Below are 26509 nucleotides of genomic sequence, written 5' to 3'. Positions count from 1 at the left end.
TATTAAGTATTTGGTGAAACTTCTTTTAAGATTTTAAGTCCTTTCAAAAAAAGGAAATGAAAGTATAACTAATTAAGCTTAAAGGGGGTTTAAAGTATTTTAGCTTGTATCGTTTTTTTATAATAAATACCGAAAATTAGTTATTTTTAATAAAATAATTATATTTTTTAATCAATTTATAAAATTAAATCTCAAATAATTACAAAAAATTTATTATAATTATCAAATCAAAAATGTTAAATTTAAAAGGAGATTTCTAAATGAAAAAAATATTTATTACTTTTTGTATTGTTTTAACGAGCTTATGTTTTACAGCTTGTCAAAAAGATAAAAATAATAATCAAACAGATTCAAATACAACTTTAAGTCTAAAAGTAGGGACAGATCCTAATTACAAGCCTTTTAATTATAAGGAAAATTCAATTCTTACTGGCTTTGATACGGATTTAGTTAATGCTATTGGCAAAAAAGAAAACATGGAGATCACTTGGGTTCAAACTAGTTTTGATGGTTTAATCCCTGCTTTAAAAGCTGGAAAAATTGACATGATTGCCTCTGCTATGAGTGCGACTGATGAGAGAAGACAAAGTGTTGATTTTACACAACCTTATTTTAAAAGCAAAAATCTTTATATTAAATTAAAAACTAATAATGAAATCAATTCCAAAAGTGATTTAGAAGGCAAAAAAATAGGTGTACAACTTGGAACATTACAAGAAAATGCTGCAAAAAAAATCAAAAATGCAGAAATTCAAGCTAATAAAGATTTAAATATCGCTGTCTTAGCGTTAAAAAACAATAAAATTGATGCTATTATTATAGATCAAGATGCAGCAAAAGGCTTTCTTGCTGAAAATCCAGAACTTGTAAGTTTTTATCAAGAAAACGATGATAGCGAAGGCTTTAGTTTTGCTTTTGATAAAGATAAACAAAAAGAAGCCTTAGCTCGATTTAACAAAGGTATTGATGAACTAAAAGCTGATGGAACTTATGATAAACTTTTAAAAAAATATGATTTAGAATAAAATATTAAAAATACAAAATTGTATTTAAGGAATCATTATGCTTTATATCTATACTAAAACAGAAAATGCCTTAGTGCAAAGAATTTGCTTTAATTTGGATGAAAATATACAAAAACTACCTGAAAATATTTTATGGATAGATTTACTTCATCCAAGCATAGCTGAGATCACTTTTATTGCTAATAAATTTGATCTTGAATTTCCAACTAAAGAAGAAAGTCAGGAAATAGAACTCAGTGCAAAATATTGGGAAGATAATGCAACTATCACTATTAACGCACATTTTTTAATCAGAGATTATAAGCATAATGAAGATAAAGCGAGCCCTAACAATCTTAGTACAGAAATAGTCACCTTTACAACGGCTAAAAATATTTTATTTACGATAAGATATAACGAATTTAGCACCTTTGAAGAAATTCAAGCTAGAATACTTGCAAGTCCTAAAAATTTTGAAGATGGATACGATATCATTGATAAAATGTTTGAAGTACGTGTTGAAAAAGATGCCGACTTGCTCGAATGGGTAGATAAAGAAGCAAGACGATTAAGAATAAGCGTCTTGGAAAAAAAAGATGAATATAGCTATGATGCAATGTTAAAAGATATCTCTAGCTTACAAGAATTAAATATGCGTGTTAGAGATTCTCTTTTTGACAAAAGAAGAGCAATGACTTCTTTATTAAAAAGTGATAAAATAGATAAAGATATCAAACAAAATTTAACCATAGTTCTTAAAGACTTAAATTCCTTGGTTGAATTTAGCGTTTCTCAGCTTAATATTTTAGATAACATACAAACAATTTTAGCAAGTCAAGTCAATATAGAGCAAAATAAAATTATTAAACTTTTTACAGTTGCAACAGTTGCTATGATGCCACCAACACTTATTGGGACAATTTATGGGATGAATTTTAAATTTATGCCCGAGCTTGATTTACATTATGCCTATCCTATCGTACTGTTTATCATGGTTGTTTCTATCATACTACCCGTAGTCTTTTTTAAAAAGAAGGGTTGGCTTTAAGAATAAAACAAGGAGAATTTATAAATGGATATAATAAAAATTGGAATTTTAACCCTAAGTGATCGTGCTAGTAGTGGTATATATGAAGATAAAGCAACAAGTGAAGTTGAAAGAATACTTAATTCTTTCATAAAAAATAAAATTGATTATTTTAAAGAACTTATTCCAGATGATTATGATTTAATCATACAAAAATTACTTTATCTAAGTGATGAAAAAAAGTGTGATTTGATTATAACAAGTGGCGGAACAGGACCTGCATTGCGAGATGTAACCCCAGAAGCAACTGAAGCTGTATGTGATAAAATGATGCCTGGATTTGGAGAATTAATGCGTTTAGAAAGTTTAAAATATGTCCCTACTGCAATACTATCAAGACAAACTGCAGGAATTCGCAATAAAACTCTCATTGTAAATCTTCCAGGAAATCCTAAAGCTATCATGGAATGCCTAAATCCTATATTTCCAGCTATCCCTTATTGTATAGATTTAATTGGAGGCTCTTATATAGAAAATAATGATGAAGTGATTAAAATATTTCGCCCTAAAAAATGCTAATAATTTATTGATTAGCCTTAATAAGCCTACTAAGCTGTCTAGCCAGCAAACTTGCACTGGCTTCATCTTTACTTATTTTTTGAATTTTACGAGTAAAATTAAAAAGCCTATCATCCAAAATAGCATCGTTAAATGAAACTTTATTTTTCAAATCTTGTTTTTGAGGTATTTTTTTCTTAAACATTTCTCATCCTAAAATTATAAAAATTTAAAAAATAATTTTAATGTATATTGTACTAATAATTTCTTTAATGATTAACTTTATTTCATGATTTTAAGTTAAAATTCAAAACAAAAATATTTTTATTTTTAAGGAAAAATATGATTTTAATTGCAATTTTATTTCTTTATACAGTTATATTATCTTTTATTTCTTATCAACAAATTGGTTTTTTAAAACAAGAAAAACAAAAAAAAGCACAAATTTTAGACGAAAATGACTATAAAAAAGCAGCTAATATTGCTATAGACAATGAAAAATTTAAATTATTCTCTAATTTGTATTCATTTTTTATAAATGCTGCTTGGCTTGGTTTTGGTTTTTATTTTCTTAAAAATTTGATTATTGAGGAGAATTCACGTCTTGAAAATACTTTATTTTTGTTAGCATTTTTAATCATAACAAGTATTATAAATTTACCCATTAGTTTTTATGAGCATTTTGTAAAAGATAAAGCTCACGGATTTTCAAATATGACTTTAAAAATTTTTATCCAAGATAGCATAAAAAGCATACTCTTAACCTTAATATTTGGCTTTTTCATCATCTATGCTTTACTTTTTTGTTATGATTTTTTTGGGTCATTATGGTGGATTGCTGCTTTTGTATTTTCATTTTTTGTTATTTTACTTATAAATATCATTTACCCTACTCTAATTGCTCCTATATTTAATAAAATTCAAAAATTAGAAGATGAAAATTTGCAAAATAAAATTTCTTCTTTAATGCAAAAATGTGGTTTCAATGCAAATGGAATTTATGTAATGGATGCAAGCAAAAGAGACAAACGCTTAAATGCTTATTTTGGAGGACTTTTTAAAAATAAAAGAGTTGTGCTTTTTGATACTCTATTAAAGGCACTTAATGAAAAGGAACTTTTGGCCGTTTTGGGGCATGAGCTCGGACATTTTGTCCATAAAGACATCATAAAAAATCTATTTAGTAGTGCTTTTATGATGCTTTTACTTTTTTTTATTTTTGCACATTTACCACAAGTTCTATACACGCAAACGCACTTAGATAATATCAGCGCTGGAGTTTTTGCACTTTTACTTATTTTTAGCAATGTATTTAGCTTTATTATTTCGCCTTTGATTAATTTTTTAAGTAGAAAAAATGAATTTGCAGCCGATTTACATGGAGCTAAAGTCACTCACAAAGAAGACATGAAAAACGCTTTAATAGCATTAGCAAGAGAAAATAAAGCCTTTATTAAAACGAGTAAAATTTATAGCTTTTTTTATCTTAGTCATCCAAGTATTTATGACAGAATTAAGGCTCTTTCTTGACCATAAAAGAAGCTTTAAAACGGGCAAAATCTAAACTAAAAAACCATGAAAACGAAGCCATTTTTATACTTTGTGAGTATCTAAATAAAGATAAAACATGGCTTTTTTTAAATCAAGAATTAAATTTTGATCCAAAAATATACTTTGAACTCATTGATCGCTTTAGCAAAGGAGAGCCTTTTGAATATATTTTTGAAAAAGTAGATTTTTGGGGTTTAGATTTTCAGATAAACAAAGGCGTATTAATACCTAGATACGACACAGAAATATTATTGACTCAAATTTTAAATTTATGCAAAATTCATCAATTTGAAAATATCTTAGAAATAGGCTTTGGTAGTGGAATTTTAAGTATTATATTAGCCAAAGAACTCAAAATTAATCTCACCGCTTGTGATATCAATCCTAAAGCATTAGAACTTGCTAAAAAAAATGCAAAATTTCACGGAGTAGAAAAACAAATCGATTTTAAGCTTTGTGATTTTTCCACATTAAAAGATAATTATGATTTTATTTTTTCAAATCCTCCCTATATAAAAAATTCCTACCCTATAGATATTTGGGTGCAAAGCGAACCTAAAGAAGCTTTATTTGGCGGAGAAAAAGGTTATGAAATTTTAGAAAAAATCATTCAATTTAGCTACTCACAAAAGGTAAAATTTTTAGCCTGTGAATTTGGCTATGATCAAAAAAAAGTTTTAGATAAAATTTTAAAACAATATCATTTTTCAAATTTATTTTTTAAAGATGAAGCTGGACATGATCGAGTTTTTATTGCAAAATTTACTCAAGGCTAAAATTCTTATGCTAAGATAACTAAAAATCAAAAAAATAAGTTGGAGAAAATTTTGAAAGCTGTTAATTTATTTTTACTTGCAGCCATGATAGGTATAGAACTTATACTTGGCATTGTCGTTGCACCTGTTATTTTTTATCCTCAAAATTTTATTGGAGATGGAATTTTAAGTCATTATCAAAGTGGAATTTTAATGACACAAATTTTTATAAAAATGGGATATTTGCTGCTTATTGTTTCAACCATAAATATCTTATTTGAAATTTTTTCTTATTTTAGAGAAAAATTTAATTTTAAAATTAAATTTTCAAAACTAATGTTAAGTTTAATTATTTTAATTTTAAGCTTAGTTTTTGTATTTTATTTTACTGAACAAATTATCTCTATGCAAAAATTAGGCGAACAAGCAACCACTAGTACTGAATTTACTAGCATACACAGTGCAAGTGAAATCACTTTGAAAATAATTTTAGTATCTCAAATATTTTTATATTTTTTAAGTTTTAAAATAGAGAAAAAATGATATAATCAAAAAATTTAAATAAATAAGGAGGCACGCTATGATGATTTCTGATGCAACCATGATGCAACAAAACTACTATTTAAATAACGCCCAAAAAGCTAGTGATAAAGCTTTAGAAAATATTGCTGCTGTTCGTGCAATCAGTGGAGTTGATAGTGCAAATTTGGCTATTGCTGATTCTTTAAGATCTCAATCTAGTACAATAGATCAAGGAATAGCTAATGCTTATGATGCTATTGGTGTGTTACAAATCGCTGATGCTAGCTTGACAAATATTTCTCAAAGTGCCGATAGACTAAACGAGCTTTCAGTAAAGATGAATAACGCTGCTCTAAATGATTCTCAAAAGAATATGCTAAGAACAGAAGCTACAAGAATTCAAGATTCTATTAATGATTCTTTCAACAATGCAACCTATAATGGTAAAAATGTATTTCAAACTATGAACTTTGTTGTAGGAAGTGGTACTGAAACAGCAAACCTGAATTCACTTTCTACAGCGGGTCTTAGCATAGATAATCAAGATAGCATTACAAATTTTATGGATCAACTTGGTAGTCTTAGAAGTGAAATTGGCTCTGGTATTAATGCTATCACTTCAAATATTAATTCTAGTGTCCAAAATAGCATTAATGCAAAAGCAGCTGAAAATAATCTTTTAAATAATGATATAGCTAAAAATGTCAATGATTTTAATACCAACTATTTGAAAGAAAATGCAGCGGCTTTCGTAGCAGCTCAATCAAATATGCAATTACAAAGCAAAATCGCAAGCTTATTACAATAATTTTAAAGCCTTTTAAAAAAGGCTTTAAATACAATCATCCATGAATTTAGAACAAATTTTAGAAAAAACAAAAAATATTCATTTAGTCGCCGCAAGTAAATATACGGATTTTAATACCATTAAAAAATTTTTCGATCTTGGAATTACTGATTTTGGAGAAAACCAAGTTCAGGCTTTATCTAGAAAAAAACAAGAACTTGATAAAGAAAATTTAAATATCAAATGGCATTTCATAGGAAATTTGCAAAGCAATAAAATCAATCTTTTAATCAAACAAAAACCTATTCTTTGGCAATCTTGCAATGGTTTAAAAATTGCTCAAGCTGTAAATCAAAGACTTGATTATAAACTTGATACTTTGCTTGAAATAAACAGTGCTAAAGAAAAAAGTAAAAGTGGAATTGATTTAAATAAAGCAATAGAAGAATACATACAAATTCAAGAAGAATGCCCAAAATTAAATCTTTGTGGTGTGATGAGTATAGGCGCTAATGAAGAAGATCGAAATCAGATTATCAAAAGCTTTGAAACTACATTTAAAATTTATGAAAAATTACAAAAGTATGGTGCAAAAATTTGCTCTATGGGAATGAGTAATGATTTTGAACTCGCAATAAAATGCGGCTCAAATATGGTTAGATTGGGGAGTATTTTATTTAAAAATTAAAATCATCCCGCATATTTTTCAATAATCTTTTGGCTTATATTTTCAGATATAACAAAGTCAGTATGGTAAAGCAAACAAGAACCAGCACTGATGATTTTTAAAACAAGTTTGCGATTTCCCTTTTCATTTGGATTATGTGCATTTCTTGCTATATTGTGAATTTCATAAATTAATTCACGATTTAATTTAGAAATATCAAGTTCGATAATATTTTTTTCAAATTCTTTAGGTTCTTCAGTGAAATCTTTGTTTTCTTGGACTATTTTTTTAGTTGAAAATTTCTTAATCGCCTTAAAATCTCCTTCTTTAAGTTCTTCTAGCTTTTTAATTGATCTTAAAGCAAAACTATCAACCTTACCTTCATCAGATTTATAACTTAATAAAAATCCATAGGCCTTGTTTTTTGATTCTTCATCTTTTAAAATATTTTCCAATTCTTCTATATTGGATTCAAAAACAGTTGCATCAAAGGTAGAATAAAAGTCTAAAATTTCGAGCCTACCATAACGTTTATTGTTTTTACTCATCATGGTTTTAAAGCCCTCTATTTTTCCGATACTCAATATCTCCCCATTACCTTTAAGCGATGAAAAATCGATACTTTTTACATAATCAATATCCTTAAACTCTTCATAAAAACGATCCAAAGGATGACCAGAAACATAAATTCCTAAAATTTCTTTTTCAAAATCGAGCTTTTCCATGATTTCAAATTCGTCATTTTTGACGATAAAATTCGCTTGTAAACCACTAGAAAGCTCATCTTCTCCAAAAAGGGAACTTGCTGCATTTTTTCTTACTTCAGCCATTTTTCTTGAACCCTCTGAAAGATTTTCTAAGTTATCAAATAAACATTTACGCGTATAACCAAATTCATCAAAAGCACCAGCTTTAATAAGGCTTTCTAACGCTCTTTTATTGATTTTTGCAGGTTCTATTTTGCCTAAAAAATCATTAATATCTTTAAATTCTCCACTTTCTCTAGCTTCAAGTAAATTTTCAACTGCAGGAATTCCTACACTTTTAATTGCCCCTAAGCCATAAACAATCGCATCTTTTCCATCTTCTTGCTCTATGGCACTAAATTCGCGCATAGCTTTATTAATAGAAGGTGGTAAAAGTTTAATATTCATCTTTTTCATCTCATCTATATAAACAGCAATTTTAGTAACATTATTTTCTTCACTCGTTAAAAGTGCAGCCATAAATTCACTAGGATAATAAGTTTTCAAATAAGCAGTTTGAAAGGTAATGAGAGCATAAGCTGCAGAATGCGATTTATTAAAACCATAGCCTGCAAATTTTAAAATAAGCTCCCAAAGATCCTCAGCTTCTTTTCTATTATAGCCTTGTTTTTCAGCCCCGTCAGCAAATTCATCTTTTAATTTTTTCATTTTTTCAGGATCTTTCTTACCCATAGCACGACGTACAACATCTGCCCCACCCAAAGAAAATCCGCCGATAATTTGAACTATTTGCATAACTTGTTCTTGATAAACTATAACCCCATAAGTCGGCTCTAAAACTTCTTTTAAAACATCAAAAGGATATTTTATATCTTTTAAACCGTGCTTTCTATCAATAAAATCATCAAGCATTCCAGATTCCATTGGTCCTGGTCGATACAAAGCTAACACCGCAATTAGATCTTCAAATCTTTCTGGCTTAAGCCTTGCATTTAGGCTTTGCATGCCATCTGATTCTATTTGAAAAATCCCCAAAGTATTTCCACTTTGTATAGTTTTATAAACTTTAGGATCATTTACATCGATACTTTCCCAAATTATATCTTTATTGTATCGCTTTTTTATAAGATTGATAGCATTATTAATAACGGTTAAAGTTTTAAGACCCAAAAAGTCAAATTTAATCAAATCAACATCTTCTAAATGATCCTTAGAATACTGCGTTACCAAATGTCTTTCATCGTTTTTGCTTTGCCTAAAAAGAGGAGTTTTTTTCCATAAACTTTCGTTTGAAATAACAACACCCGCTGCATGCATACCCGCATTTCTATTAAGCCCTTCTAAAGCTTTTGCATATTCCCAAACCTCATGCCCTTTAGGATGTCTATCGATAAATTCTTTAATCTTTGGCTCTTTTTCATAAGCACTATCTAAAGTGATTTTAAGCTCTTCAGGGATAAGCTTAGCAAGCTCATCGGCATCAGGGATACTCATATCACACACCCTAGCAACATCTCTAATCACCCCACGTGCCAATAACTTACCAAAAGTTATAACTTGTGCAACTTTATCAGAGCCATATTTATCAATAACATAATCAATCACTTCCCCTCGCCTATCTTGACAAAAATCAACATCAATATCTGGCATAGAAACACGCTCTGGATTTAAGAAACGCTCAAAAAGCAAACTATAAGGCAAAGGATCCAAATCTGTGATTTTTAAACAATAAGCCACTAAACTTCCAGCAGCAGATCCTCTTCCTGGTCCAACTGGAATGCCTTTGCTTTTAGCAACAGCTATAAAATCATGTACAATAAGCATATAACCTGAAAATTTCATATTTTTAATGATTTCAATCTCTCTTTGCAAACGTTCTTTATAATCTTTGTGCTTATCCTCATCTATGAATTTTAATCTTTCTTCTAAACCTTTATTGCAAAGATATTCAAAAACAATATCATCATTATCAAAACTGAATTCTTTTTTTTCATCTTTTAATTGCAAATTATATTCTTTAGCATATTCTCTAGTAAATTTAAAATTAGGAGGAGTTGGATTTCCCAAATTTAATTCTAAATTACATTTTTGTGCTACTTCTTGCGTATTTTCTATAGCCTCTGGGATATCTGAAAAAAGCTCTGCCATTTGCTGAGGAGTTTTTACATAAAATTCATGTACACTATGACGCATACGATCAGGATCGTTTAATTTTTTTCCCATTGCTATACACATAAAAACTTCATGCGCCGCAGCTCTTTCTTTAAAAGTATAATGTGTGTCATTTGTAGCTATAATTTTTATATTTAATTCTTTAGATAATCTTATAATATCATCATCAATACATCTTTGATCATAAATACCATGTCTCATGATTTCTAAATAAAAATCATCTTTAAAAACATCTTTATACCACAATGCTGCTTCTTTGGCACTCTCATATCCTTTTGCACCAAAACGAGCATTTCTTTGGCTTTGGACATTTAAATGCCAATTAACCTCACCTTGCAAACAAGCCGATGAACAGATAAGCCCTTCACTATGTTTTTCTAAAATTTTTTTATTGATACGTGGATAATAATAAAGTCCATGAATATAACTTTGAGAGCTTAAATACATTAAATTTTGATAACCTATCTCATTCTTGGCATACAAACAAAGATGAAAACGCTGTCTAGAACTCTTATCACTTATATCATCATGATTATGTAAATACGCTTCTAAGCCTATGATCGGCTTAATGCCTCTTGATTTCATCGTTTGATAAAAATCAATAGCACCAAACATATTGCCATGATCTGTCATAGCTACGCTTGTAACTCCTTGCTCTTTTAAAGTATCTGCTAATTCTTTTAATTTATTAGCGCCATCAAGCAAAGAATATTCAGTGTGCAAATGAAGATGGGTAAATTGACTCATTATTTATCCTTGAAAAATGCTCAAAATATATTTTTATTATATTTTTTTATCGCTGAATTTTTAAGAATTTATTCTTTTAGATCATTTAAAAATTTAAAAAATATACTATAATTATAAAAAGTCTAAAAAGGAGATAAAATGCAAGTAAAAATTATTTATTGCAATCTTTGAAACTATCGTCCTCAAGCTGCACGTGTTGCAGAAGAATTAAAAAATAAATTTCAAGACATTCATATCGATTTTGAAATTGGCAATAAGGGCGATTTTATCGTGAAAGTTGATTCAAAAATAATCTTTTCAAAAATGGATCTTATAAATTGCGAAAGTGAAAGATTTCCACACGAAGGAGAAATACTTGATCTAATCAGCAAGATGTAAAAATATAGAATCTTTAAAATCGTTGTCATTTTAAAGATTCATATTCTTTTCCGATATAAATTTTACCTTGAGATTCTATCACTGGGCGTTTGATACAGCTTGGATTATCTAATATCATCTTTTTTAACTCATCCTTACTTAAATGTATGAGCCTTTCTTTATTTAATCCGATCTTTTTAGCAGTCATACCTGCTGTATTTACAAATTCTGTAATATCTCTTTGGCTAATCCAAAAATCAAAAGTTTTTTCATCAAGTTTTTTAATATCAAAAAATTCAAATTTAATTTTTTTATTTTCAAGAAATTCTTGAGATTTTTTAACGCTATTGCAATTTTTTATACCATAAAAATTTAACATTTCCTATTCCTTTTTAATAAATCTGCAATCAAAAATGCGAGTTCTAAAGCTTGATCAGCATTTAGCCTTGGATCGCATTGAGTTTCATAACGCTTATTTAATTTTTGCTGAGTAATATTTGAAGCACCGCCTATACACTCTGTAACATTTTGTCCTGTCATTTCAAGATGAACTCCTCCTGCGTAAATTCCCTCACTATAGGCAATTTCAAAAAAGGATTTAACTTCTTGAGTGATTTTATCAAATTCTCTCGTTTTATAATTTCCTATTTTTGTAGTATTGCCATGCATAGGATCAATACTATAAATTAAGTTTAACCCTTCACTTTTAAGTCTGGCAAAAATTTTAGGCAATTTTTGAACTATCTTTTCAACACCCATTCTAATGATAATATTTAATCTACCCTCTTCATTTAAAGGATTTAAAGAATTAGCTAAAGCTATAATATCTTCAGCGGTAGCATTAGGACCTATTTTAACCCCTAAAGGATTTTTTATCCCACTTAAAAAATGAACGTGTGCCTCATCAACAGCTCTAGTTCTCTCTCCCAACCATAGCATATGAGCAGAACAATCATAAATTTCTCCGCTTAAACTATCCACTCTTGTTAAAGATTCTTCATAAGGTAAAAGTAAAGCCTCGTGAGAAGTATAAATATTAACTTCTTTAAGCGTAGATGTATCTTTTATATTAATACCACAAGCTTCTATAAAATTTAAAGTTTCGGATATTTTTTCACTCATGTGGGCATATTGTTTATATAATTTATTTTTTTTCAAAAAGCCTAAATTCCAACGATGGACTTCACGTAAATCAGCCAAACCACCCTTAGCAAATCCACGTAATAAATTTAAAGTTGTAGCGCTTTGATAATAAGCTTCTAGCATTCTTTTAGGATCTGGGATCCTTGATCTTTGATCAAATTTAAAATCATTGATAATATCCCCTCGATAACTAGGAAGTTTTATCCCATTTAATTCTTCAAAATCATTACTTCTAGGTTTTGCAAATTGCCCCGCTATGCGTCCAATCTTAACTATAGGACATCCACCTGCAAAAGTTAAAACTATAGCCATTTGAAGTAAAATTTTAAACATATCACGTATATTAATAGCGCCAAAATTCTTAAAACTTTCAGCACAATCTCCACCTTGAAGTAAAAAGGCTTCGCCTCGTGAAACTTTGATTAAGTCATTTTGAAGAGCTTTGACTTCTCCTGCAAATACTAAAGGAGGTAATTTTTGAAGTTTAGCTAGAACTTTATCCAAATCTTTTTGATTCGGATAAATAGGTTGTTGTCTAGCAGGATATCTTCTCCAAGAGTTAATATTCCATTTCATAATAAAATTTTAATTCTCAACTTCCTCTATAGGTAGAATAACCAAATGGTGAAAGAGTGATCGGCACATGATAATGCTTTTGATCCTTAGAAAGCTCAAAACTAATTTCTATAAAAGGATAAAATGTATCAACTTTGTGAGACGTATAATAGTCTTTAGTGTAAAATTTAAGCTTGTAAATTCCACTTACTCTATTTTCTGGTTTATCGTAAGGTAAAAAATCACCTATTCTTCCATCATCTTTTGTAAATTCTTCGCCTATTTTCTTCCATTTTTGATTTTTTTCCATTTTATAAAGCTCTACCTTAACTTTAGGCGCAGGCTTTCCTGAAACAATATCTAAAACATGGGTGCTCAATTGATACTGCGCAGCGTTTAAAAATAATGGAACGCTAATAATCAAAAATGCAACAATTTTTTTAACCGAAAACATTTTTTTCTCCTTAATAAATAATTTTATAGATCTTGATTATAATAAAATACTCTTAACAAATATAATCAAATGATAAAAATTATTTAAAAAGATATTTTTTAGATAAGTAGTATAAAATATTTACAACGATACAATCGCTGCAAATATTATTATTTTTTAAGTTCTTTAATACGAGCCGCTTTACCACGTCTATCTCTAAGATAGAACAGTCTTGCACGACGAACGCGTCCTTTTCTTAATACAGTGATACTCTCTAAGCTTTCACTATAAATTGGGAAAATTCTCTCAACACCTACATTATTAGCACCAATTTTACGAACAATAAAAGTTTCGCTTACTCCATTACCTCTTCTAGCAATACAAACACCTTCAAAATTTTGAATTCTTGTTTTATCACCTTCTTTAATACGAATTGCAAGCTTTAAAGTATCTCCAGCACGAAATTCTGGAATATTCTTACCCTCGATTTGCTTAGCTTCAAATTGTTCTATGTATTTGTTTTTCATAAAAAATCCCTCATTTTTTGCGTTTATGCTCCAAAAATAGATCTGGACGAAAAAATTTAGTTTTGCAAAACGCTAAAGTAGTTTTTAAACTTGCAATTTTAGCGTGATTACCCTTTAAAAACTCTGAAGGAGTATAAAAACTTTGACCTTTTTTTTCAAAAATAAAAGGTTTTGAAAATGAAGGAGCTTCCAGTAAATTGTTTTCAAAACTCTCTTCTTCAAGACTGCAAGTATTTCCCAAAACTCCATCTACATTTCTTAAAATTGCATCACAAAGAGTTAAAGCTGGTAATTCTCCACCAGTTAAAATAAAATCTCCTATACTAAAAACCTCGTTAGCAAATATTTCTATCACTCTTTCATCAATACCTTCATATCTTCCACAAATAAATACAATATTTTTCTTTTTACTTAAACGTTTTGCATCTTTTTGGTTAAATAGTTTTGCGCTTGGGGTTAAAAAAATAAAATAAGGCTCATCTTCTTTATTCTGAATAAAATTCAAAGCATTGTATAGTGGATCAACTTGCATCAAAAGTCCTGCTCCGCCACCGATTTTATAATCATCCACCTTATGATATGGATTTTCACTAAAATCTCTAGGATTGATAAATGCGAGTTTGAAAAGATTTTGTTTTCTTGCTCTTGATAAAATTGAATCTTGAAAATAAAATTCAATCAAATTAGGAAATAAAGATACAAAAGTAAATTTCATGAATTTTCTAAAATCAAAAAAGCATCTTGAGTGCAAAAAATATTTTTTTTATCTATATCAATTTTACTGACAAATTTATCAAGATAGGGTATAAAAAATACTTTAGGATAGTTTTTAACAAGAAATTCTTTATCAGTTTCTATTTCAAATAAAAAAGAATTTCCAATTTCTAATATATTACTCACTTTACCCAAAAATTGCTCTTGAAATAAAATTTTACACCCTAAGATATCAAAATAAAAAAATTCATCCTTATTTAATTTGCAAGTTTTACGAGTAGTTTCAATGCTTTGATACAAAATAGTATTTACAAGCTCTTGAGCTCGCTCAATACTTTCATACCCTTCAAATAAAATCGAAGAATTAGTATAATTGTATGATTTTATGATTAATTTTTTACGACCCTTATCAATAAAAAAAGAGGAATCTTTCTTAAACTGCTTTGAAAAATCACTAAAATTATAAAGTCTTAAAAAACCTTTAAGACCGACAGTTTTTCCAAGTTTAGCAACTTGGATAAAATCTTCTTCACTCAAGTGCTTTTACCGTTACACGATAATTTGTTGCATCCTTGCTTTTAAAAGCAGATACAACAGTTTTAATCGCATTGATCATTTTACCATTTTTGCCGATAAGCTTTCCGGTATCTGTCTTATCAACATAAAGTATAATTTCAAAAAAATTTTCACCAAGCTCTATTTTTTCAGTTGAAATTTTATTAGGATAATCTGCGATTAACTTGGTGTATTCTTTTAAAAATTTCTCTACCATAATTATTTGCTAGTAATTGAAGCAACTTTATCGCTTAATTTAGCACCTACGCTTTTCCAATAAGCTAAACGTTCTGCATCAAATTTAATAACTTCAGGCTCAACCATAGGATTATAATAACCTATACTTTCAATCCAACCACCATCTCTACGTTTTCTGCTGTCTGTTACCACAATACGATAAAAAGGTCTTTTTGTTCTTCCCATTCTTGTAAGTCTAATTACTGTCATTATTACTCCTTAAAATAAAAAATTTTATTTATAAATACAAGCTCGTACTCATAAATAAAATTTTTTAAAATTGTCTTCTAGCTTGATTCATCATTTGCATCAAACTTTCCATTCCCTTTTTTCCTGAAAATTTTTTAGCTAATTTCGCTGCATTGGTAAATTGTTTTAAAAACCTATTTACCTCCATTTGAGACAAACCAGCACCTTCTGCTATACGACGCTTTCTAGCGTTATTAAGCAAATCTGGATTTTCTCTTTCTTTAGGAGTCATTGAAGAAATCATAGCCTTAATGTGCAAAATCTCTTTGGAATTATCAAGATCTATATCTTTTATAGCCGAAGACATATTAGAAAGTCCAGGAATCATACCAATGAGAGATTTCATGCTACCAAGCTTTTTCATACTCTCCATTTGATTTAAAAAGTCATTAAAATTAAATTCACCTTTTTTAATTTTTTGATTAAGCTTTTTTGCTTCTTTTTCATCAATTACGGCTGCAGTTTTTTCGGCTAAAGTCGCTAAATCACCTTCGCCCATGATCCTACTAACAATTCTATCAGGTATAAAAACTTCTAAATCTGCTATTTTTTCACCAGTTCCTATAAATCTCAAAGGAGTTTCAACTTGCTTGGCTATTCCTAAAGCAACACCCCCTTTAGTATCTGCATCAAATTTAGATAAAATCACACCACTAATACCCAAAGCTTGATTAAAACTAGCTGCTGTTTTAACACCATCTTGACCACTCATTGCATCTGCAACATAAAAAATTTCATCAGGATTTAAAACTTCTTTGATTTTTTTCAATTCATCCATCAAAATTTCATCAATAGCTAAACGTCCTGCGGTATCAACTAGCAATACATCAACCATAGAATTTTTAGCCTTATCTAAAGCTTGTTTTGCAACTTCTATAGGATTTTTTTCATCATCTAAGGAGAAAAGATCAATCTCATTTGCACTGCATAGCTGTTTAAGTTGTTCAACGGCCGCCAAACGTTGCAAATCACAAGCAGCAATTAAAACTTTTTTATTGCGAAGTTTCAAATAATTTGCAAGTTTAACTGTAGAAGTGGTTTTACCTCCACCTTGCAAACCAGCCATGAGAACGACTGTTGGAGGTTTTGAGGAAAATACAAAACCTTGATTTTTTCCATTAATATTTAAAATATTTTCTAAATTTGATTTTATAGCATCTAAAAATTGTTTTTGCCCTATCCCATTTTTTTTGACATCATCTTCAACGAGCATCAATAATTCTTTAACGACTTTATGATGTACATCAGCCTTGAGAAGGGATTTTTTTAAGGTTTCTAAAGCATTTTTAAGCGCTTTTTCATCATCAACAAAACGTAGCTTGTTAATCGCTGATTTAAAAGATTCGCCAATTAATTCAAACACTTTATACCTTTCTTTTTAATTTAAGCTTAGAATTATACAAAATTTTTTCTTAAATGGCTTTAAAAATCTAAATTTTTTATTTCAAAACCTAAGTTAAAAAAGCTATGATCCAAATCTGCTTTAAATTTATAATCAAATAAATTTATTTCATAGCTATGTAAATACATTCTATTATTAATGATTTTTGCATATTTTTCATCCCCTATAATTCCATGCTTAATAAAATTAGCGTGCACTCTGATTTGATGAGTTCTTCCTGTATGAATAATGATTTTTGCTAAGGTTTTTTTAGCTTGAACCATGATAGGAATAAATAAACTTGACGCACTCAAACCTTCTTTAGAAATTTTACTCAAAGCCCCTCTTTTTGTTTTTATAGTTAAAATGGGTTCATTCACTTCTATCTCTTCTGCTAAAATTCCATCTAAAACCGCTATATAACTTTTATAAACTTTTTGTCGCTTAAATTCTTCAATGCAGAGCTTTCTAAAATTCTCATCCTTGCAAAGCAAAATCACTCCGCTTGTTTCTTTATCAATACGATTTAGCAATTTTGCACTAAATTTTTTTTCCAAGTCCTCACTTATATAAGAATAAGGTTTGTTAATGGCGATAATTTTATCATCTTCAAAAATAACACTAGGATTTGCCGTTTTTACAATATTGAATTTTGTTTTATCACTCATTAAAGCTCTTGCGATAAGCACTTTCTTTCCATGCGTAAAAACGCATCCTTTATCTATCAATTCCTTAGCTTCACGATTTGAAATATTTTCTTGCAAAGCTAAAATTTTATAAGCTTTTTCTTGCATCAATTCCTTCCTGTATTGCCTTAAAAACTTGCGATAAATCATCACTTTTTTTAATTTTTGCTTTTAAATTATAATGATGAATTTTATAATCTAATTCTTTTAAATCATTGCAAAAATAAACATTTTCAACCTTATCAAACAAAACCTTTTGATTATCAATAAATGGCCCTGATATCAAAACATTTTTAAAAGAAGCCACCTCTATAGGATTGTGCCCACCAATATTTTTAAAAAAAGATCCACCTAAAACCACTATATCTGAAATAGCATAAAAGTTAATTAACTCTCCTAAAGCATCCAGCAATAAAATCTTTTTGCTAAAATTTTTATTTTGAGTGTTTAAAAGGCTAAATTTTTCAAATTCTAAGCCTTTATTTTTGAGCAAATTTTCAACCTCAAAAAAACGCTCCGGATGTCTAGGAGCAATGATGAGTTTTTCCTCTTTGGTTAAATTGATATAATCAAGCAGCAATTCCTCTTCACCCACATGCGTACTTGCAAAAATGATTAATTTTTCCTTAGGTTTAAAATAATTTTTATTAGGCTTTATTGCAATGTTTGCTTTGATATTGTGTAAAACTTTAACGTTTTTTGCTCCCAAACTTTCAAGCCTTATTTTATCCACATCACTTTGTGCAAAAATTTCATCAATATAATAAAAAATTTTTTTATAAAAAAAACGAAATCTTAGATAACTTTTATAAGATTTATCCGAAATCCGTGCATTAAGTAAAATGATTTTTACTCGATAAAATTTAGCCATAAAAACGAGCATGAGCCAGTATTCAGCCTCAAAAATAACCAAAACCTTTGTAGGTTTAAGCCATAATGGTATCCAATTTTCAAAAGGAAGATAATTTACCTTTTTACAAAATTCTTTAGCACAGTTAAAACCCGTTTGCGTTATAGTGGTAATTCTAGAGTCAAATTTTAAAGCAAATTCTTTAATACTTCTTGTTTCTCCATAGGAACAAGCATGAAAATGAACATCAGAAATTTTTTGATGAAAATTTTTAAATAAAAAAAATCGTGCTTTTAAACTATATTTATATTTTTGTTTCAATAAAGAAAGGATAAAAATAGGGATAGCCAATATTATAAAAGCTATCCACGCTAAGATATAATAACAAAGAATCAACTCTTATCTTCTTGCTCTTTATATAATATTCTACCACAATGTGGGCAAGTTATAATTTCTTCTCCTTTTATCACAGATAAATAAGTTTTATCATAAATTTTCATAAAGCAACCGTAACATGCTTGTTTTTTGACAGCTACAACTGCTGTATTTTTTGCCCATTTTCTAATTTTTTCATAAAAACTTAAAACTTTTAAATTGATATCTGCAACAAGTTTAGTTTTTTTAGCATAAACATCCATTCTTTCTTTTTCCAAGGCTTCCATTTGAGTTTTAATGCTTGCCTTTATCGCTTCTATATCTTGTTCTTCTTTGGCTTTTTTTTCTAAAAGTTCTTTTTTAAAAAGCTCTTTATTTTCCAAAATTTTATCCAAACGAATAATCTCATCATTAGCTGAATCAAGCTGTTCTTTAGCAATATCCTCTTCTATTTTTAAAGCATTAGCTTCTTTTTCTGTTTTTACAGAACCGCTTTTTTTGCCTAGCTCTTTTATTTTCGCTGAAAATTCTGAAATATGTAAGTTATTTTGATTTTTTTGATTTTTTACATCTTCAATCTCAAGCTCTAAATCACTGATTTGAGTATTAATCTGGCTGATTTTATTTTCAGCATCTTTTAAATTTTTAGCTATGCTATCAATTCTTGGTTCAAAACTATCGATTTCTTGATCTATTTTGGATAAAAGCACTAATTGTTCGAGATGTTTATTCATATATATTCCTTAAAAATATTGAAATGGATTTTTTGAAACTGATATTATAACCTTTAGTGGCAAATTTTTCAAGTCTTTTGCTAGACATTGTGAAAAATACCGTTCGCTTTCAAAATGTCCTATATCGATCAAATTTAAACCGTCACTCACTGCTTGTATAGCTTGATGATATTTAAAGTCTCCGCTTAAAAAACAGTCTGCTTGCACTTTAGATATAAGATCTCCACCACTTCCAGTGCAAATAGCAAGACGCTTGATTTTTTCTTTTCCACAATAACTAATTCTTAAAATATCCATTTGCAATTTTAATTTTAAATATTCACACAATTGAAAAAAATCAAATTCTTGATCAACATAGATCAAAAACTCGTCTTTAAAAGCGATTTTAAAATCTAAAATTTCCTCAACAAAATACCTATTTAAATGACTTAAATCAAAGTTTGTGTGCATGGATATTAATGAGATATTTTTTTCTATCATTTTTTTAACAAAAGCCTTAGGATAATTCAAATTTGCTAAATTTTTCAAACCCTTAAAAATAAGGGGGTGGTGAGTTATAAATAAAGAATTATTTTCAGCTTGTTCAATTAAATTTTCATCTACATCTAAGCTTAAATATACAGTTTTAATCTCATCTTGATTATTTCCAAGCAAAAGACCACTATTATCCCAATCTTGCTGATTGTTAAAAGGGCTTAATTGATCTAAGAAATTATAAATATCAATCAGTTTCATTTAACGTTTTTTTATAAACCTGAGCACAATTTTTAGAAAGTTCTCTAATCTTTAACATATAATCTTGTCTTTGCGCAACAGAAATAGCCCCTCTTGCATCAAGAAGATTAAAAGTGTGTGCTGCAAGCATACAATAATCATAAGCTGGCAACGCTAGTCCTTGCTCTAATATATTTTTACATTCTTTATAAGCATTCTCAAATTGCTGATTTAAAAACTCAACATCACTTACTTCAAAATTATATTTACTAAACTCATATTCACTTTGTTTATGAACATCACCATAAGTGATTTTTTTACCCTGAAATTCACTCCAAACAATATCATAAACATTATCAACATTTTGAAGATACATGGCAATTCTTTCAAGTCCATAGGTTATTTCAGCACTGACTAAATCTACTGCTATACCTCCAACTTGTTGAAAATATGTAAATTGTGTAACTTCCATACCATCAAGCCAAACTTCCCAACCAAGCCCCCAAGCTCCCAAACTCGGGCTTTCCCAATTATCTTCCACAAAGCGTATATCATGATTTTTTAAATCAAAACCTAAATTTTCTAAACTTCTGAGATAAAGTTCTTGTATATTTTCTGGACTAGGTTTGATTAAAACTTGAAATTGATAATAAGCCCCTAAGCGATTAGGATTTTCTCCATATCTTCCATCCGTTGGACGACGTGAAGGTGCCACATAAGCTGCAGCCCAAGGTTGCTTTCCGAGACTCCTCAAAAAAGTAGCAGGATGAAAAGTCCCTGCCCCAGCAGGCATGTCATATGATTGCATTATAGCACAGCCTTGTTGCTGCCAAAATTCTTGTAGCTTTAATATCATTTGTGAAAAATTCATTTTTCACCTTCTTGATCATTATCCAAATTCACATCAGTTTTAACTTCTTTATTCATTTCCAAATCAGGCTCCGTTTTTGCTCCAAAAATTTCAGTTGTCTTGCTCCACATAAGCTTATACTTACGCTTTAAAAACTCAACTTCTTCTCTTGCATGTTTTAACTCATTATTTAAAGTTTCTATTGTTTTCCTATCTTCTTCATAAAGTTCTTGCATGGAATAAAGTGCATCTTTTAAAAATTTATTTTCATTTTTTAAAGCCTCAAGTGTTTCATCCTTTGCATCTAAAACTTTTTCATGTAAATTTAAAATTGTTCCTATAGTTTTTTCTACAAAACTTTCTCCAGCTAAAGTCATGGAATTAACCATAGCAGATTGTGAATTAGTAGCAGGAACAACACTAAAAGTACCTTGATTGGCTTCTATATAAATTACACCCTCTTCTTCTTTAAAATTTAAAGTACCTTTAGCCATCATACCTTTGACAACGTCTTCATTTAAATGCACAAGTTTGCAAAATTCTTCAAGCTCTAAATAAGTTTGCATCTTTCTTCCTATAGTAAAATTTCAACACTTTTTGAGTCTGCAATCAATTTATTTTCTTTAGTCTCTCTATCTTCTTTTAAAGCTTGTGCTAGTTTATCATCACTTAAAGCAAGAATTTGTATTGCTAAATAAGCAGCATTTTGAGCACCCGCTTTACCAATAGCCAAAGTTCCTACAGGAATTCCGCTTGGCATTTGCACAGTAGAAAAAAGAGAATCCATGCTTGCTAAATTACTTCCTGACATAGGAACTCCTAAAACCGGCTTAGTTGTGCAAGCGGCAACCGCTCCAGCTAAATGCGCCGCCATACCTGCAGCTGCTATAAAAACTTGAGCACCTTTTTCTTCTGCTTTTTTTATATATTCTTTAGTGCGTTGCGGACTACGATGTGCTGAAGTAATAATGAGTTCATATTTAACATTAAATTGTTTAAAAATATTGGCACACTCTTGCATAATTTCATAATCACTCTTGCTTCCCATTAAAATAGAAATAAATTTCATAAAATTTCCTTTCTTAGAAAACTAAATTCACTAATTTTAGTTGGCATTTTAATCTCATTTTCATTTCCACTATGGATTTCTGTGAATTCTTTATTATTTTTTGCAATTAATTTTTTAAATTCTATAAAATACTTATCATCTTTTTGATAAATTTTGCCTATTTCATTTTCACATTCTTCGAGTTTGTCTCCCAAAGGAAGTAAAATTTCATAAGCTGTATCTAAAACTATTTTACCTTTACATTTAAAATAATCTCCATCTTCAATAATAGCATGAACTTGATGCGTACCTTCTTCTATGCTTGTGTGATGATTTTGAGTGTCTGTTTTCTCCAAGGGACGAGAAACTAAATAACCATCCGTAAACCCTCGATTTTTAAGAGTATAAATTTCTCTTTCGTATTTTTTAGGATCAAAATTATGATTTAAAGCATCCTCAATAGCCATTTTATAAGTTCTTGTAGTCAGTGCAACATAATATTCACTTTTTGTTCTTCCTTCTATCTTAAATGCACTAATACAATTTTCTTGCATAATCTTTTCTATATAAGAACATAAATTTAAATCTTTGGAATTAAAAATATGTGTGCCATTTTCATCTTCTTCGAGTCTAAAAAGTGTATTATTTTCAGGATTTTTAGCATAAAGCTCGTAATTAAATCTGCAATCATTAGCACAAGAACCCCTATTGCTCATTCTTCCACTTTGAACCGAACTGATCAAACAACGACCAGAATAAGCAAAACACATGGAACCATGAACAAAAGCTTCAAGCTCTACATCGCAGTTTTCTTTTAAAATTTTAGAATCTTTTAGACTTAATTCTCTAGCAATAACAATACGTTTAGCACCCATACTTTTATAAACTTCAGCATCAAGGTAATTTAAAACATTAGCTTGAGTAGATACATGCAAAGGAATTTCAGGAGCCAATTCTCGTACTAATTTCATAGCACCTACCGATGCAACAATAAAAGCATCAGGCTTCATATCGCGAAGTTTTAAAATATGGCGTTTAAGACCTTCTATTTGTCCGCTTAAATGAAAACCATTTAGGGTAACATAAATTTTTTTACCCTTATCATGAGTATATCTTACAGCCTCTTCAAAAGTTTCATAAGTAAATTCTTTAGCCGTTCTAGAACGCAAAGAAAAATTATTTACCCCAGCATAAACCGCATCAGCTCCATAAGCTAAAGCAATTTTTAGCTTTGTAAAATTTCCAGCTGGAGCTACGATTTCTGGAATGATCATTATTTTTGGCCTAAACTTGCTATTAAGGCTTCTATATCATCATTACTTACAACCTCTGCTGTGCTATCTCCTTCTATGTGTACCGCAGAGCTAACACGTTTTTTATCGTCAATTCTGCCTTCAAATAAAGAACTCATGTATCGACTTAAAGCACGCATAACATTAATAACACGCTCTATTTTTTGACGATGGATATCTTGATATTGCATAGCATCCATAGCCATCATAACTTCATCTTGACCGCCTTGCAAATGATCAACAATATCGCCACTCATTTTTTTAGCTTTTGTATTAGACTCTAAAGCCTCACTAAAGCTTTCAACATTAGGAAATTTCTCATTTAATCTTGTAAAAATTTCGATATTTTTATCTAAAATTTTATTAATATCAGCTATTAAACTTTCAGAATCTACAAAAAAATTACTGATATTTTCAAGTCTTTCCATCATTTCAGTGGCTTTTTGCTCACTATCCTTAGTTACATCATCAAGCTGATGTACCACTTTATGCTCTTGACTTGGTGGTGGTGGTGGCCATGCCAAATTAGGATTTGGTCTATAATCAGCTACTTTTACATCTTCTATTTTTGCTTCTTGAGTTTCATTACTTTGAGTCTCTACTTCAGCCACAGTTTCAGACTCTAAGGTATCTTCAGAATCTAAATCACTATTCATCAAAGCATCAAGTTCTTCTTGAGTCATTGTTTTCCTTAATTTTTAAAATATGTAAATATTTCTTAATATTTTAAGATTATATTCTATTTAATCTGAAATAAAAATATAAATTCTAATATTTTTTTAAATATTCCTTCCTATTGAATTTTTAATTGTAATTTGTTTCAAAGATATTAACAAAATTTTTATTAAAATAATATGATACAATTTTAAAAATTAATGCTTACTAAGGAGAATACATGGGAAAATTTGTTAATAATATCAATGATTTTTTTGAATTTTGCACACAAAATGAAGTGCTTTTTGTGGATTTTCGTTTTACGGATATGATAGGAACTTGGCACCACATTACCTATAATATCCATTCAATCGATAAAGAAACTTTTAATACAGGAATTCCATTTGATGGAAGCTCTTTGCAAGGATGGCAACCTATTGAAAAATCAGATATGATCCTAAAACCTGATGCGCAAAGTGCCTTTTTGGATCCTTTTACAGCGGATCCTACGATTATTGTTTTTTGTGATGTATATGATATTTACAAAGGTCAAATGTATGAAAAATGCCCAAGAAGTATCGCGAAAAAAACAATGCAATATCTTAAAGATAGCGGTATAGCCGATACAGCATATTTTGGTGCAGAGAATGAATTTTTTATCTTTGATAGTGTAAAAATAGTAGATACAGCACACTGCTCAAAATACGAGGTTGATACCGAAGAGGGAGAATGGAATGATGATAAAGAATTTATGGATAGTTATAACACGGGTCATAGGCCTCGCAAAAAAGGCGGATATTTTCCCGTACAACCTGTAGATTCTTTAGTGGATATCAGAGCTGAAATGGTACAAACTCTTGAAAAAGTTGGACTTAAAACCTTTGTACATCATCACGAAGTTGCACAAGCTCAAGCAGAAATTGGAGTAAAATACGATACACTTGTAGAAGCTGCTGATAATGTTCAAATTTATAAATACGTTGTCAAAATGGTTGCGCATTTAAATGGTAAAACAGCAACGTTTATGCCAAAACCGCTTTATGGAGATAATGGAAGTGGTATGCATGTGCATATGAGTTTATGGAAAAATGGAGTTAATTTGTTTTACGATAAACAAGGATATGCAAATTTAAGTCAAACTGCTATACACTACATAGGTGGAATTTTAAAAAATGCTAGAAGTCTTGCTGCTTTTACAAATCCAAGTTCAAATTCTTATAAAAGAATAGTTCCAGGTTTTGAAGCTCCTTGTATTTTAACCTACTCTTGCCAAAATAGAAGTGCAAGTTGTCGCATACCTTACGGTATAGAAAAAAATTCAGCTCGTATTGAAATCCGTTTTCCCGATAATACAGCAAATCCATATCTTGCTTTTGCGAGTTTATTGATGGCAGGACTTGATGGGATACAAAATAAAACCATTCCAGTTGGACCAATGGATGAAAATTTATTTGATTTAACCTTAGATGAAATTCGTAAAAAAGGTATAGAACAACTTCCACACACCCTAAGAGGAAGCCTAGAAGCTCTCATTCGCAACAATACCTATCTAAAGCCTATTATGAGTGATCTTTTTATTGATGATTATCAACATTTAAAATTTGAAACTCAAGTATGGCCAGTAGAAGCACGTCCAACTGCTTATGAATTTAAAACCTGCTATTCTTGCTGATTTAAAGAAGGATTTTAATATTAAAATCCTTTTAATCAAAATCTAATCTATTTTATATTCCTAAGGTTTTACATTACATTCTTCATCAAATCGATATTTTTTAAACATAAACCTATTTTAATCAATACATCTTATAACCAAAAATTCAAAAATAATATTAACAAGAACAAAAAATAAAAACAAGATAATTCAACTAAGAATAATAGAAGATAATAAAAATAAAAAAATAAAAAACTAAAACCAAAGAAATAAAACCACTGATTTAATCAGTAGTTTTATTTTGAAATGATTTTTACAAAAAGGAAAACCCACCCAACACTAACCCACAATTTGTTTTTAATTTTTAAGAATTCTCATGATTTAATTTACCATACATAGTTAAATTGTGCAAAACCTGTATGAGTATTACCTTTAGCATCAAACATTCCATTATAGTTTAAGCTAAAATAGAAAACATCATTTAAAGGAACAATCATAGATGTAGTTACATATCTTTGTAATCTTGGTAAATGGAATTTATCTTTTACTTTTACTTGACCAAATCTAGCTTTAGCTGTAACTTCTGGATTGATATTAAGCTTAGCTCCTAAAGTCATAGAGGTTTTTAAATTTGGCAACCAATCTCTAAACCATGTAAAGCTTGTTCTTGTAGAGAAAAGATTTAAATAGTTTGCATAAGTTCTTTCTCCACCTTTAACTGTAGCTTGACCTTTAGTATTGATCATAGAAAAAGCTTCAGTATAACCACCTTCATAAGCTAAACCTACTTCTGGAGAGAAGATATTATTGCCATAGTTAAAATTCATACCCAAATCTGTACCTAAACCATAAGCATAAGAATGTGGATTAGCTTTAGCTTCACTCTTGCCGATTTTTTTACCTAATTCATTTTTAACAAAGGCTGTTTTACCTTGAGCTTTTAGATAAACTTCTTGACCTTTGCTTGTTGTAAATAAGGTGTTAAAATATTTTAAACCTGCATAATA

At 29.4% G+C, this 26509-nt stretch carries 31 protein-coding genes; 10 read left to right on the top strand and 21 right to left on the bottom strand.

All coding sequences use genetic code 11. The features are described from left to right. The first annotated feature begins 260 nt into the window (after nt 1-260). Genes CQA75_RS08000 through mog form a run of 3 tightly spaced genes read left to right on the top strand, consistent with a single transcriptional unit; the run spans nt 261 to nt 2610 of the window. Nucleotides 261-1025: a basic amino acid ABC transporter substrate-binding protein gene (locus CQA75_RS08000; RefSeq protein ID WP_137624467.1), complete on the top strand. Its 765-nt coding sequence runs from the start codon at nt 261-263 to the stop codon at nt 1023-1025. Between the two features lie 37 nt (nt 1026-1062). Next, nucleotides 1063-2052, top strand: a complete 990-nt coding sequence (gene corA / locus CQA75_RS07995) for a magnesium/cobalt transporter CorA (protein WP_137624466.1) — start codon at nt 1063-1065, stop codon at nt 2050-2052. A 24-nt stretch (nt 2053-2076) separates the two neighbouring features. Continuing rightward, complete coding sequence (gene mog, locus CQA75_RS07990; protein WP_137624465.1) at nt 2077-2610, top strand: molybdopterin adenylyltransferase; 534 nt, start codon at nt 2077-2079, stop codon at nt 2608-2610. Nucleotides 2611-2614: 4 nt separating this feature from the next. Here mog and CQA75_RS07985 read toward each other — a convergent pair whose 3' ends face one another. Continuing rightward, nucleotides 2615-2794 (bottom strand): molybdenum cofactor biosynthesis protein, encoded by a 180-nt coding sequence (locus tag CQA75_RS07985; RefSeq protein ID WP_137624464.1) that lies wholly within the window; start codon nt 2792-2794, stop codon nt 2615-2617. A 137-nt stretch (nt 2795-2931) separates the two neighbouring features. Between CQA75_RS07985 and CQA75_RS07980 the strand changes: the two genes are divergently transcribed. From CQA75_RS07980 to CQA75_RS07960, 5 genes are read left to right on the top strand one after another with little or no spacing between them, the layout of a single operon-like run. Next, nucleotides 2932-4119, top strand: coding sequence for a M48 family metallopeptidase (locus tag CQA75_RS07980; RefSeq protein WP_137624463.1), 1188 nt, complete (start codon nt 2932-2934; stop codon nt 4117-4119). Then, nucleotides 4116-4916, top strand: a complete 801-nt coding sequence (locus CQA75_RS07975; RefSeq protein WP_137624462.1) for a HemK/PrmC family methyltransferase — start codon at nt 4116-4118, stop codon at nt 4914-4916. The genes CQA75_RS07980 and CQA75_RS07975 overlap by 4 nt, the downstream gene beginning before the upstream one ends. 51 nt (nt 4917-4967) lie before the next feature. After that, nucleotides 4968-5438 (top strand): DUF4149 domain-containing protein, encoded by a 471-nt coding sequence (locus CQA75_RS07970; protein ID WP_137624468.1) that lies wholly within the window; start codon nt 4968-4970, stop codon nt 5436-5438. Nucleotides 5439-5475: 37 nt separating this feature from the next. Beyond that, on the top strand, nt 5476-6225 hold the full coding sequence (gene flaC, locus CQA75_RS07965) for a flagellin C (protein ID WP_137624461.1): 750 nt from the start codon (nt 5476-5478) through the stop codon (nt 6223-6225). A gap of 40 nt (nt 6226-6265) precedes the next feature. Further along, complete coding sequence (locus tag CQA75_RS07960; RefSeq protein ID WP_137624460.1) at nt 6266-6892, top strand: YggS family pyridoxal phosphate-dependent enzyme; 627 nt, start codon at nt 6266-6268, stop codon at nt 6890-6892. A 2-nt stretch (nt 6893-6894) separates the two neighbouring features. Here the strand turns inward: CQA75_RS07960 and dnaE are convergent, their stop codons facing one another. Next, entirely contained in the window at nt 6895-10497 is a 3603-nt protein-coding gene (gene dnaE / locus CQA75_RS07955; protein WP_137624459.1) for a DNA polymerase III subunit alpha, read from the bottom strand. Between the two features lie 138 nt (nt 10498-10635). On the opposite strand from dnaE, the gene CQA75_RS09490 reads away from it, so the two are divergent. Next, complete coding sequence (locus tag CQA75_RS09490; protein ID WP_281276536.1) at nt 10636-10875, top strand: SelT/SelW/SelH family (seleno)protein; 240 nt, start codon at nt 10636-10638, stop codon at nt 10873-10875. A 25-nt stretch (nt 10876-10900) separates the two neighbouring features. Here the strand turns inward: CQA75_RS09490 and CQA75_RS07945 are convergent, their stop codons facing one another. The 18 genes from CQA75_RS07945 to CQA75_RS07860 form a co-directional block, all read right to left on the bottom strand. Beyond that, nucleotides 10901-11233 carry an ArsC/Spx/MgsR family protein gene (locus tag CQA75_RS07945; RefSeq protein WP_137624457.1) on the bottom strand — a complete coding sequence of 111 codons (333 nt, stop codon included), beginning with the start codon at nt 11231-11233 and terminating at the stop codon, nt 10901-10903. Next, on the bottom strand, nt 11227-12573 hold the full coding sequence (locus tag CQA75_RS07940; protein ID WP_137624456.1) for a class II 3-deoxy-7-phosphoheptulonate synthase: 1347 nt from the start codon (nt 12571-12573) through the stop codon (nt 11227-11229). Before CQA75_RS07940 ends, CQA75_RS07945 begins: the two co-directional genes overlap by 7 nt. Nucleotides 12574-12589: 16 nt before the next feature. Next, entirely contained in the window at nt 12590-13006 is a 417-nt protein-coding gene (uraH, locus tag CQA75_RS07935) for a hydroxyisourate hydrolase (protein ID WP_137624455.1), read from the bottom strand. Between the two features lie 149 nt (nt 13007-13155). Beyond that, complete coding sequence (gene rplS / locus CQA75_RS07930) at nt 13156-13512, bottom strand: 50S ribosomal protein L19 (protein WP_137624454.1); 357 nt, start codon at nt 13510-13512, stop codon at nt 13156-13158. A 10-nt stretch (nt 13513-13522) separates the two neighbouring features. Next, entirely contained in the window at nt 13523-14227 is a 705-nt protein-coding gene (gene trmD / locus CQA75_RS07925) for a tRNA (guanosine(37)-N1)-methyltransferase TrmD (RefSeq protein ID WP_137624453.1), read from the bottom strand. Further along, a complete protein-coding gene (rimM, locus tag CQA75_RS07920) occupies nt 14224-14763 on the bottom strand; it encodes a ribosome maturation factor RimM (RefSeq protein ID WP_137624452.1) in 540 nt (179 codons plus the stop codon). Before rimM ends, trmD begins: the two co-directional genes overlap by 4 nt. Beyond that, entirely contained in the window at nt 14756-14998 is a 243-nt protein-coding gene (locus tag CQA75_RS07915) for a KH domain-containing protein (protein ID WP_137624451.1), read from the bottom strand. Before CQA75_RS07915 ends, rimM begins: the two co-directional genes overlap by 8 nt. A 2-nt stretch (nt 14999-15000) precedes the next feature. Further along, a complete protein-coding gene (gene rpsP, locus CQA75_RS07910) occupies nt 15001-15228 on the bottom strand; it encodes a 30S ribosomal protein S16 (RefSeq protein WP_004277416.1) in 228 nt (75 codons plus the stop codon). Nucleotides 15229-15292: 64 nt separating this feature from the next. After that, nucleotides 15293-16630, bottom strand: a complete 1338-nt coding sequence (gene ffh / locus CQA75_RS07905) for a signal recognition particle protein (protein ID WP_137624450.1) — start codon at nt 16628-16630, stop codon at nt 15293-15295. Between the two features lie 59 nt (nt 16631-16689). Then, a complete protein-coding gene (locus CQA75_RS07900) occupies nt 16690-17442 on the bottom strand; it encodes an RluA family pseudouridine synthase (protein WP_137624449.1) in 753 nt (250 codons plus the stop codon). Further along, on the bottom strand, nt 17423-18580 hold the full coding sequence (waaA, locus tag CQA75_RS07895; protein WP_137624448.1) for a lipid IV(A) 3-deoxy-D-manno-octulosonic acid transferase: 1158 nt from the start codon (nt 18578-18580) through the stop codon (nt 17423-17425). The genes CQA75_RS07900 and waaA overlap by 20 nt, the downstream gene beginning before the upstream one ends. After that, on the bottom strand, nt 18577-19293 hold the full coding sequence (locus tag CQA75_RS07890) for a zinc ribbon domain-containing protein (protein WP_137624447.1): 717 nt from the start codon (nt 19291-19293) through the stop codon (nt 18577-18579). The genes waaA and CQA75_RS07890 overlap by 4 nt, the downstream gene beginning before the upstream one ends. A 9-nt stretch (nt 19294-19302) precedes the next feature. Next, the gene (locus CQA75_RS07885) at nt 19303-20028 is read right to left on the bottom strand and encodes a Nif3-like dinuclear metal center hexameric protein (RefSeq protein ID WP_137624446.1); all 726 of its coding nucleotides are present in this window, start codon (nt 20026-20028) and stop codon (nt 19303-19305) included. Further along, the gene (gene glyQ / locus CQA75_RS07880; protein ID WP_137624445.1) at nt 20015-20878 is read right to left on the bottom strand and encodes a glycine--tRNA ligase subunit alpha; all 864 of its coding nucleotides are present in this window, start codon (nt 20876-20878) and stop codon (nt 20015-20017) included. The genes CQA75_RS07885 and glyQ overlap by 14 nt, the downstream gene beginning before the upstream one ends. Then, entirely contained in the window at nt 20875-21423 is a 549-nt protein-coding gene (locus CQA75_RS07875; protein ID WP_137624444.1) for a DUF3972 domain-containing protein, read from the bottom strand. Before CQA75_RS07875 ends, glyQ begins: the two co-directional genes overlap by 4 nt. Nucleotides 21424-21431: 8 nt before the next feature. Further along, entirely contained in the window at nt 21432-21926 is a 495-nt protein-coding gene (purE, locus tag CQA75_RS07870; protein ID WP_137624443.1) for a 5-(carboxyamino)imidazole ribonucleotide mutase, read from the bottom strand. Then, on the bottom strand, nt 21923-23179 hold the full coding sequence (locus CQA75_RS07865) for a peptidase U32 family protein (RefSeq protein WP_137624442.1): 1257 nt from the start codon (nt 23177-23179) through the stop codon (nt 21923-21925). The genes purE and CQA75_RS07865 overlap by 4 nt, the downstream gene beginning before the upstream one ends. Next, complete coding sequence (locus CQA75_RS07860) at nt 23179-23880, bottom strand: protein phosphatase CheZ (protein ID WP_137624441.1); 702 nt, start codon at nt 23878-23880, stop codon at nt 23179-23181. Before CQA75_RS07860 ends, CQA75_RS07865 begins: the two co-directional genes overlap by 1 nt. A 212-nt stretch (nt 23881-24092) precedes the next feature. Between CQA75_RS07860 and glnA the strand changes: the two genes are divergently transcribed. After that, the gene (gene glnA / locus CQA75_RS07855; protein ID WP_137624440.1) at nt 24093-25523 is read left to right on the top strand and encodes a type I glutamate--ammonia ligase; all 1431 of its coding nucleotides are present in this window, start codon (nt 24093-24095) and stop codon (nt 25521-25523) included. 365 nt (nt 25524-25888) lie between these two features. Here glnA and CQA75_RS07850 read toward each other — a convergent pair. Beyond that, nucleotides 25889-26509: autotransporter outer membrane beta-barrel domain-containing protein (locus CQA75_RS07850; RefSeq protein WP_137624439.1), on the bottom strand; the 621-nt coding region annotated here is incomplete at its 5' end.

It is taken from the genome of Campylobacter taeniopygiae (assembly GCF_005406225.1).
GTDB lineage: Bacteria > Campylobacterota > Campylobacteria > Campylobacterales > Campylobacteraceae > Campylobacter_D > Campylobacter_D taeniopygiae.
This window is presented reverse-complemented; position numbering and strand designations above follow the sequence as displayed.

What these genes read in the sequence shown, in the direction of transcription:
- CQA75_RS08000 (WP_137624467.1), top strand. Translation starts at nt 261, where the DNA reads ATGAAAAAAATATTTATTACTTTTTGTATTGTTTTAACGAGCTTATGT.
- corA (WP_137624466.1), top strand. Translation starts at nt 1,063, where the DNA reads ATGCTTTATATCTATACTAAAACAGAAAATGCCTTAGTGCAAAGAATT.
- mog (WP_137624465.1), top strand. Translation starts at nt 2,077, where the DNA reads ATGGATATAATAAAAATTGGAATTTTAACCCTAAGTGATCGTGCTAGT.
- CQA75_RS07985 (WP_137624464.1), bottom strand. Translation starts at nt 2,794, where the DNA reads ATGTTTAAGAAAAAAATACCTCAAAAACAAGATTTGAAAAATAAAGTT.
- CQA75_RS07980 (WP_137624463.1), top strand. Translation starts at nt 2,932, where the DNA reads ATGATTTTAATTGCAATTTTATTTCTTTATACAGTTATATTATCTTTT.
- flaC (WP_137624461.1), top strand. Translation starts at nt 5,476, where the DNA reads ATGATGATTTCTGATGCAACCATGATGCAACAAAACTACTATTTAAAT.
- CQA75_RS07960 (WP_137624460.1), top strand. Translation starts at nt 6,266, where the DNA reads ATGAATTTAGAACAAATTTTAGAAAAAACAAAAAATATTCATTTAGTC.
- dnaE (WP_137624459.1), bottom strand. Translation starts at nt 10,497, where the DNA reads ATGAGTCAATTTACCCATCTTCATTTGCACACTGAATATTCTTTGCTT.
- CQA75_RS07945 (WP_137624457.1), bottom strand. Translation starts at nt 11,233, where the DNA reads ATGTTAAATTTTTATGGTATAAAAAATTGCAATAGCGTTAAAAAATCT.
- CQA75_RS07940 (WP_137624456.1), bottom strand. Translation starts at nt 12,573, where the DNA reads ATGAAATGGAATATTAACTCTTGGAGAAGATATCCTGCTAGACAACAA.
- uraH (WP_137624455.1), bottom strand. Translation starts at nt 13,006, where the DNA reads ATGTTTTCGGTTAAAAAAATTGTTGCATTTTTGATTATTAGCGTTCCA.
- rplS (WP_137624454.1), bottom strand. Translation starts at nt 13,512, where the DNA reads ATGAAAAACAAATACATAGAACAATTTGAAGCTAAGCAAATCGAGGGT.
- trmD (WP_137624453.1), bottom strand. Translation starts at nt 14,227, where the DNA reads ATGAAATTTACTTTTGTATCTTTATTTCCTAATTTGATTGAATTTTAT.
- CQA75_RS07915 (WP_137624451.1), bottom strand. Translation starts at nt 14,998, where the DNA reads ATGGTAGAGAAATTTTTAAAAGAATACACCAAGTTAATCGCAGATTAT.
- rpsP (WP_004277416.1), bottom strand. Translation starts at nt 15,228, where the DNA reads ATGACAGTAATTAGACTTACAAGAATGGGAAGAACAAAAAGACCTTTT.
- CQA75_RS07900 (WP_137624449.1), bottom strand. Translation starts at nt 17,442, where the DNA reads ATGCAAGAAAAAGCTTATAAAATTTTAGCTTTGCAAGAAAATATTTCA.
- CQA75_RS07890 (WP_137624447.1), bottom strand. Translation starts at nt 19,293, where the DNA reads ATGAATAAACATCTCGAACAATTAGTGCTTTTATCCAAAATAGATCAA.
- CQA75_RS07885 (WP_137624446.1), bottom strand. Translation starts at nt 20,028, where the DNA reads ATGAAACTGATTGATATTTATAATTTCTTAGATCAATTAAGCCCTTTT.
- glyQ (WP_137624445.1), bottom strand. Translation starts at nt 20,878, where the DNA reads ATGAATTTTTCACAAATGATATTAAAGCTACAAGAATTTTGGCAGCAA.
- CQA75_RS07875 (WP_137624444.1), bottom strand. Translation starts at nt 21,423, where the DNA reads ATGCAAACTTATTTAGAGCTTGAAGAATTTTGCAAACTTGTGCATTTA.
- purE (WP_137624443.1), bottom strand. Translation starts at nt 21,926, where the DNA reads ATGAAATTTATTTCTATTTTAATGGGAAGCAAGAGTGATTATGAAATT.
- CQA75_RS07865 (WP_137624442.1), bottom strand. Translation starts at nt 23,179, where the DNA reads ATGATCATTCCAGAAATCGTAGCTCCAGCTGGAAATTTTACAAAGCTA.
- CQA75_RS07860 (WP_137624441.1), bottom strand. Translation starts at nt 23,880, where the DNA reads ATGACTCAAGAAGAACTTGATGCTTTGATGAATAGTGATTTAGATTCT.
- glnA (WP_137624440.1), top strand. Translation starts at nt 24,093, where the DNA reads ATGGGAAAATTTGTTAATAATATCAATGATTTTTTTGAATTTTGCACA.